Consider the following 6,291-nt stretch of genomic DNA (forward strand, 5'->3'; position numbering starts at 1 on the left):
ATAGGGACATCCTCTCCTGCCCAGCACCCACGGTGCTAAACATCAGATGTCACCTGTTCCTGCATCAGCCCCTTCAGTAAACGGTCGATAGATGAACGCTGCGCGAGTTAGCGCCAGATCTCTGTTGTGGCTTCGTTCGCTTGGTGGCGGGGGTTTTTGCAGCGCTCCGTGGCGGTCTTGTTGCCGCGATCACGCAGGACTGGCTGCAGGTAGGTGTCGCGGTCTGAACCGAGAGGGGTGCGCACGGTCGGGGCCGTTTGGATCGCTGCCGCTAGGTCAGAGTCCGAAGGCTCCGCCGCTGACGAGGATCACGATGCCGAGGCCGATGAGGACGATGGGGAAGAGGATGTGCTCCCAGCGTTCGAGCACTTCGGCGATCGGGGGGCGGGTGGCGACGAACTTTGCCAGGGTCACCAGGGCCGCGACGAGCGCGAGGAAGACGATGCAGTAGGCGACTACTGCGAGAGGTTCCACGCTGAGGAAGACAGGGGTGTAGACGCCGATGTTGTCGCCGCCGTTGGCAAGGGTGACGCCTGCGACTGTCCACACGCCGACCTTCTTGCCGGCAACCTTGGCCTCGTCGTCATCGTCGTCATCGTCTCCGCGCCAGGCCTGCCATGCGGCCCAGAGGCCGAGGCCCAGAGGGATGAGACCGAAGTACGGGATGGCTGCCGAGGGCAGGAATGCTCCGGCGCCGATGGTCACCAGGACCGCGGCACCGAGGATGCCGGCGAATCCGAGGTACTGGCCGGCCAGAATGCGGGCGGTAGTGCCGCGCTGGCCTGCCCCTCGCGCGAAGAAGAGGGAGAGCACGATGATGTCGTCGATGTTGGTCGTTGCGAACAGGCCCATCGCCTGCAAGACCGAGGTGAGGATCATGCGCCCTCCCCAGCTGCGTCGCACCCGGGAAGCGAGCAGGCGGGATCGATGCACGGGGCGTCTTCGTCCACTGTCAGGGTGGCATCGACCAGTGCCGTCAGCGCCTGCGTCAGGCGCGAATCGGCGATCTCATATCGTGTCCGACGACCCTCGGTCTCGGAGACGACGATCCCGCAATCGCGCAGGCATGCCAGGTGGTTGGACACGTTCGGGCGTGTCAGGTCCAGATCTCGGGCCAGTTCCGCCGGGTAAGCGGGATGGTCGAGCAGGGTCAAGATGATCCGGGATCGAGTGGGGTCGGCCAGTGCACGACCCAGGCGGTTCATCACGTCGAGACGCGAAGCAATAGTCAGCATGCACTGAACTATACAGCGCGCACTGAACGCTCGGCCACAGGCGTCAGCCCAGATCGCATGCCCGTAAGGGGATGGCCTTACGGACACGCAGGGCATCGCTACCACCCCCTCGCGTGCGAGGGAGTGGAGGCCGCCACTGAGCGTCTGAAAAACCCCGCCAATTAGCGGACATAGTCACATCTCTGTTTCGTGATGCCCAAGTGTTCGAAAACCCGTTCAATAACTGGTACAGTAGAAGCACGTTGTTGAACACGTTAGATGAACGGAGGTGGGCATGTCGCTGATCGGCCTGGTGCGGGTGAGTACCTCGAAGCAAGACACCCAGCGCCAGCATGACGCTCTGGACCCCATCTGCATCAAGGTCTTCGAGGAGAAGGTCTCGGGCAAGCTCGCCGTCGATGACCGCCCAGGGCTGCGCGCAGCGCTGGACTACCTGCGCGACGGGGACATGCTCACCGTCCAGGAGGTGGACCGGCTCGGCAGGAACCTCCTGGAAGGACTGCTGGTGCTCACCGAGCTGTTCGAGCGCGGCATCGCGGTGAAAGTGCTGGACGGCGTTGCCGCTGGAGAGCATACCGAGCGGAGCTTCCTCCTCGACCTCGCCCTGGCGCTGGCCGAGGACCGCCGCCGCGACATCAGCCGCAAGACCAGGAACGGCCTGGAGGCGGCCCGGAGGCAGGGCCGCGTCGGCGGTCGGCCCCGCGTGGTCGATCAGGACAAGCGCCGGGTGATCCTCGCCCGCCACGAGGATGGTGAGTCAGTGCGGATGATTGCCCGGGTGACGGGGCTTTCGGTCGGCACCGTACACAAGGTGGTCTCCGAGAATGGCACGCCCTCGGGAGAACAGGAGTGATGATGAGCGAGACCAACGCTTGGATCTCAGATCAGTTGGCACAGGATGCTGAGCATGACTCCGAGGGGTTCATCGCCGACCTCACAAAACTCGCACAGCGACCGGAGATCATCGTGCCCATCCCCGCTTCTCTGAAGCCCCCAGCACGGGCTGGCTATTGGGACGAGCGAGCATATCGTGACGCCCAGCACCTCTACCGCGTGGTGGCGCTGCTGGGCTCACACGGTGTGATGCTGCGGCACCTGAAGTACACCCTCGGCAGCGTGACGTTCCAGGACGCGCAGAAGGTGCTGCGACGCTCGGGAGCTGTGGTCGAGACCAAGGAGCTGCGTAAGACCAGCGACGGGCGGCTGATGAACCTCGTGGTGCTCCGCCTCGCTCAGTACGGTGTGGACGAGGACCTTGAGAGCGTATGATCACTGCATGTGCGGCAGATACGTCCTGGCAAGGGCCACCGGTGACCTCGCAGCGGCCTACGATGCCGATGTGCCCGCAGGCGTCGAGGCGCGTCAGTCCTGGAACATCGCCCCGACCAGCACTGTGCCGATCATCCGCGACACCGACGGCTCAGAGGGTCACCGCGAGCTGAGCACCGCCCGGTGGGGACTGATGCCGGGATGGGCCAAGGATCTGAAGCAGAGCTACAAGACGTTCAACGCCCGCTCGGAGACCGCAGCCGAGAAGCCGACCTTCCGGGCCGCGGTGCGCTCGAAGCGCGCGGTGATCCCTGCCGATGCTTATTACGAGTGGCTCAAGGACGGCTCGAAGAAGAGGCCGCATGTCATCCGCCCCGCCGACGGCTCGTTGATCAGCTTCGCCGGACTCTACGAGTGGTGGCATGATCCCAGCGATGAGGATGGTGAGGAGCTGATGTCCTGCACCATACTGACCGGGCCGTCGCCGCAGCCGGGCAGCGGCGGGGTGCTGGAGGACTTGGCGGGCCTTCATGACCGCATCCCGCTGCCGATCAGTGGTGACCTGATGGACGCCTGGCTCTCAGCGGAGAAGCTCGACAAGGAAGAGGCATCCGGGCTGATCGACCATATCCGGGGTGAGGCCAACGGGATCGCCTCGGGCTGGGAGGTCTACGAGGTGGGTCAGGCCGTCGGCAACGTCAGGAACAACGACGCCAGCCTGGTGGTGCCGCTGGAGTCTGAGACGCCGTTCTAGGCCTTGACCAGCGGCAGTTCGTCCCAATGGGTGGTGTAGCGCGGGCTCATCATCTCTCGTCGCATCTGCCACTGAGGACCGGCTTTGAGTCCTGCCCGTCCGAGACCGATGGCAGCGCCGTTGATCTTCTGCCTCACCGACTCGATCAGCGGGCCGATCTGGCGCTCCTCATGGCGGTCGGTGAAGAGGTCGAAGACCGGCTGGTGGCCGGTCTTGTACAGATCAGTGACCACGATGCCTGCTCTGGCGTAGCGCACACCCTCGTGGATTCTCGGCAGCAGCGCCTTGGCGGCTCTGGTCAGCAGCACCGGGTCAGCGGTGGGCGCAGGCAGCGTCACTGTCGCCGAGGGGCCGTGCTGGTCCGGGCTGTAGTGCGAGGTCATCGCCCAGGCGGTGACCACCTTCGCCTGCCGGTCATGCTTGTGCAGTCTCGCTGAGGCACGTTGGGCATAGACGCCGAGCACCTGCTCCATCTCCGCGACGGTGGTGATCTTCTCCGAGAAGGACCTGCTGAAGATCAGCTGGTCCTTGATCTCGGCAGGCTCCTCCTCCAGCGGGATGCAGGGTGTGCCGCGCAGCTCCAGCACGGTACGCATCACCACGATGCTGAAGCGTTTGCGCATGGCGGCGGGGTCTGCATCGCGCAGCTGGGCGATGGACTCGATGCCCATCGCATAGAGCCTCTTGGTCAGCCGTACCGCGATGCCCCAGACCTCGATCACCGGCAGGGAGGCCAGCAGCGCTTCCCGGCGCTGCACCGGCACCGCCTCCCAGCAGCAGACACCAGCCAGCACCGGGATCTTCTTCGCGGTCTTGTTCGCCAGCTTCGCCAGGGTCTTGGTGGGGGCGATGCCGACGCAGACCGGCAGCCCGAGTTCCTGCCAGATCCGCTCCTTGACCTGATGGCCCCATGCTTTGAGCTGCTGAGGCGTGCCGCGGACGCCGACGAACGCCTCGTCAATCGAGTAGACCTCCACCCAGGCCGAGCACTGGTTGAGTAGCCGCATCACACGGGCGGACATATCGCCGTAAAGCTCGTAGTTGCTGGAGCGGGCCACCAGACCGTACTGCGGAGCCTGGGCGGCGAGCTTGAACCAGGGTTCGCCCAGCGGGATGCCCAGCGCTTTGGCCTCCGGCGAGAGGGCAACGCAGCAGCCGTCGTTGTTGCTGAGCACCACCACGGGCCTGTTGCGCAGCTTCGGGTCGAAGACCCGCTCGGCACTGACGTAGAAGGCGTTGACATCGACCAGGGCGATGTAGTCACGCGGTTTGGTCACACGTTGTGGATGCACTTGATAACGACTCCCCAGATCTCCAGCTCGGAGAGCTCACCGACCACCAGATCCGGGTGGGTCTGGCTCTCGGCCTGGAGCACCACACCGCCAGATGTGATGCGCAGACGCTTGACGGTCAGCTCACCGTCGAGAATAGCCACGACCACGGACATATCCTTTGGTGTGCGCGCCCGGTCTACGATCAGCTCGTCGCCGTCACTGATACCGGCCTGCTCCATCGAGTCACCGGTGACCCGGACCAGGAACGTGGAGGCCGAGTCTTTGATCAGGTGCGAGGTCAGGTCCAGCGGGCCGTCGTAGTAGTCCTGCGCGGGGGAAGGATAGCCGCAGGGAACCGCCACCGGAGCCAGGAGCACAGTCGAGGCGGCGGCGGAGGGTTCAAGGATCTGGAGGCTATCGACACGCATGAGGCATCTAGTATCTATCGAACACAGATTCGATAGCAAGGTCTGCTTCCGGAAGAGGTACTGGGCTGCCTGCACCGTGGATAAGAGAGACCCCCGCAGGCAAACTGTCTGCGGGGGTCTCTCAGCATTCAACGGGATCAGGGAGAATCCTCAACGCAGATTCTTGTGCCCAGTGTGTGCCCAGTAAGACTCTCATCCGGCTCTGACCTGGGGTGATGATGACCTCTAATAGTAGTAGGGGAAGTCCGACCAGTTCGGCGCGCGTTTGCCGAGGAACGCATCGCGGCCCTCCACCGCCTCATCGGTCATATACCCCATCCGCGTGGCCTCACCGGCGAAGACCTGCTGGCCGGCCAGGCCGTCATCGGCGGCGTTGAACGCGAACTTCAGCATCCGCACCGCCTGCGGGGACTGCCCGGCGATGTCCGTGCAGTACTCCAGCGCGACCTCCTCCAGCCGCTGGTGGTCCACCGCCTCGTTCACCGCGCCGGCGGCGACCATCTCCTCGGCCGAGTGCTCACGGGCCAGGAAGAAGATCTCACGGGCCTTCTTCTGCCCCACCTGGCGGGCCAGCAGCGCCGAGCCGTAGCCTGCGTCGAAGGAGCCGACTGTGGCATCGGTCTGCTTGAACTTCCCGTGCTCGCGCGAGGCGATGCTCAGGTCCGCGACGACGTGGAGCGAATGGCCGCCACCGGCCGCCCAGCCGTTGACCACAGCGATCACCACCTTCGGCATCGTGCGCATCAGCCGCTGGACCTCGAGGATATGTAGACGGCCCGCCTGGGCCGGGTCGATGGTCTCCGCCGTCTCCCCCTCGGCGTAGCGGTAGCCGTCCCGGCCGCGGATCCGCTGGTCCCCGCCGGAGCAGAAGCTGTGCCCGCCGTCCTTCGGGGAGGGGCCGTTGCCGGTGAGCAGCACGGCGCCGACGTCGGGGGTCATGCGGGCGTGGTCGAGGGTGCGGTAGAGCTCGTCGACGGTCCCGGGGCGGAACGCATTGCGCACCTCGGGGCGGTCGAAGGCGATCCGCACCGCCGGCAGGTCATGGAGGATACGGCCGGAGGCATCACGCTCCACCCGCCGGTGGTAGGTCAGGTCCGTCAGATCGAAGCCCTCCACCTGGCGCCACTGCCACGGGTCGAAGATGTCCGAGACCTTCGCGGGGAGATCGCCGGAGGGGGAGGGGGTCTGCGCTGCGTCGTCACTCATCGACGACGAGTCTACCGGGATGCCTGGGCTGGGATTCGGTCTAGAATCCGGGCAGCGGAACCCGGGGCTGTCTAGGGCGTGTCTCCTATGTGCGTAGGCAGGCGATGATGGCGCAGAGGACTACT

The 6,291-nt window shown here is 65.1% G+C and carries 8 protein-coding genes; 3 read left to right on the forward strand and 5 right to left on the reverse strand.

Annotated features, from left to right (window positions below; all coding sequences use genetic code 11):
• Positions 1 to 276 precede the first annotated feature (276 nt).
• Positions 277 to 879: a cadmium resistance transporter gene (locus RIL96_RS13100; RefSeq protein ID WP_310549464.1), complete on the reverse strand. Its 603-nt coding sequence runs from the start codon at positions 877 to 879 to the stop codon at positions 277 to 279.
• The gene (gene cmtR / locus RIL96_RS13105; RefSeq protein WP_310549465.1) at positions 876 to 1,235 is read right to left on the reverse strand and encodes a Cd(II)/Pb(II)-sensing metalloregulatory transcriptional regulator CmtR; all 360 of its coding nucleotides are present in this window, start codon (positions 1,233 to 1,235) and stop codon (positions 876 to 878) included. Before cmtR ends, RIL96_RS13100 begins: the two co-directional genes overlap by 4 nt.
• Before the next feature lie 274 nt (positions 1,236 to 1,509).
• Between cmtR and RIL96_RS13110 the strand changes: the two genes are divergently transcribed.
• Genes RIL96_RS13110 through RIL96_RS13120 form a run of 3 tightly spaced genes read left to right on the forward strand, consistent with a single transcriptional unit; the run spans position 1,510 to position 3,258 of the window.
• On the forward strand, positions 1,510 to 2,088 hold the full coding sequence (locus tag RIL96_RS13110; RefSeq protein WP_310549466.1) for a recombinase family protein: 579 nt from the start codon (positions 1,510 to 1,512) through the stop codon (positions 2,086 to 2,088).
• Between the two features lie 2 nt (positions 2,089 to 2,090).
• Entirely contained in the window at positions 2,091 to 2,504 is a 414-nt protein-coding gene (locus RIL96_RS13115) for a hypothetical protein (protein ID WP_310549467.1), read from the forward strand.
• Positions 2,505 to 2,511: 7 nt separating this feature from the next.
• Positions 2,512 to 3,258, forward strand: coding sequence for an SOS response-associated peptidase (locus RIL96_RS13120; RefSeq protein ID WP_310549468.1), 747 nt, complete (start codon positions 2,512 to 2,514; stop codon positions 3,256 to 3,258).
• Here the strand turns inward: RIL96_RS13120 and RIL96_RS13125 are convergent.
• The 3 genes from RIL96_RS13125 to RIL96_RS13135 form a co-directional block, all read right to left on the reverse strand.
• Positions 3,255 to 4,535, reverse strand: coding sequence for a Y-family DNA polymerase (locus tag RIL96_RS13125; RefSeq protein ID WP_310549469.1), 1,281 nt, complete (start codon positions 4,533 to 4,535; stop codon positions 3,255 to 3,257). The two genes, RIL96_RS13120 and RIL96_RS13125, sit on opposite strands and share 4 nt — an antisense overlap.
• The gene (locus RIL96_RS13130; protein WP_310549470.1) at positions 4,532 to 4,960 is read right to left on the reverse strand and encodes a LexA family protein; all 429 of its coding nucleotides are present in this window, start codon (positions 4,958 to 4,960) and stop codon (positions 4,532 to 4,534) included. Before RIL96_RS13130 ends, RIL96_RS13125 begins: the two co-directional genes overlap by 4 nt.
• A gap of 225 nt (positions 4,961 to 5,185) precedes the next feature.
• A complete protein-coding gene (locus RIL96_RS13135) occupies positions 5,186 to 6,166 on the reverse strand; it encodes a 1,4-dihydroxy-2-naphthoyl-CoA synthase (protein ID WP_310549471.1) in 981 nt (326 codons plus the stop codon).
• Between the last annotated feature and the right edge of the window lie 125 nt (positions 6,167 to 6,291).

Source organism: Nesterenkonia aerolata, from assembly GCF_031470965.1.
In the GTDB taxonomy this organism is placed as follows: Bacteria; Actinomycetota; Actinomycetes; order Actinomycetales; family Micrococcaceae; genus Nesterenkonia; species Nesterenkonia aerolata.

Excerpts from the sequence above, each read along its gene's own strand:
- cmtR (WP_310549465.1), bottom strand. The coding sequence starts at position 1,235 with ATGCTGACTATTGCTTCGCGTCTCGACGTGATGAACCGCCTGGGTCGT.
- RIL96_RS13110 (WP_310549466.1), top strand. The coding sequence starts at position 1,510 with ATGTCGCTGATCGGCCTGGTGCGGGTGAGTACCTCGAAGCAAGACACC.
- RIL96_RS13100 (WP_310549464.1), bottom strand. The coding sequence starts at position 879 with ATGATCCTCACCTCGGTCTTGCAGGCGATGGGCCTGTTCGCAACGACC.
- RIL96_RS13130 (WP_310549470.1), bottom strand. The coding sequence starts at position 4,960 with ATGCGTGTCGATAGCCTCCAGATCCTTGAACCCTCCGCCGCCGCCTCG.
- RIL96_RS13115 (WP_310549467.1), top strand. The coding sequence starts at position 2,091 with ATGAGCGAGACCAACGCTTGGATCTCAGATCAGTTGGCACAGGATGCT.
- RIL96_RS13135 (WP_310549471.1), bottom strand. The coding sequence starts at position 6,166 with ATGAGTGACGACGCAGCGCAGACCCCCTCCCCCTCCGGCGATCTCCCC.
- RIL96_RS13120 (WP_310549468.1), top strand. The coding sequence starts at position 2,512 with ATGTGCGGCAGATACGTCCTGGCAAGGGCCACCGGTGACCTCGCAGCG.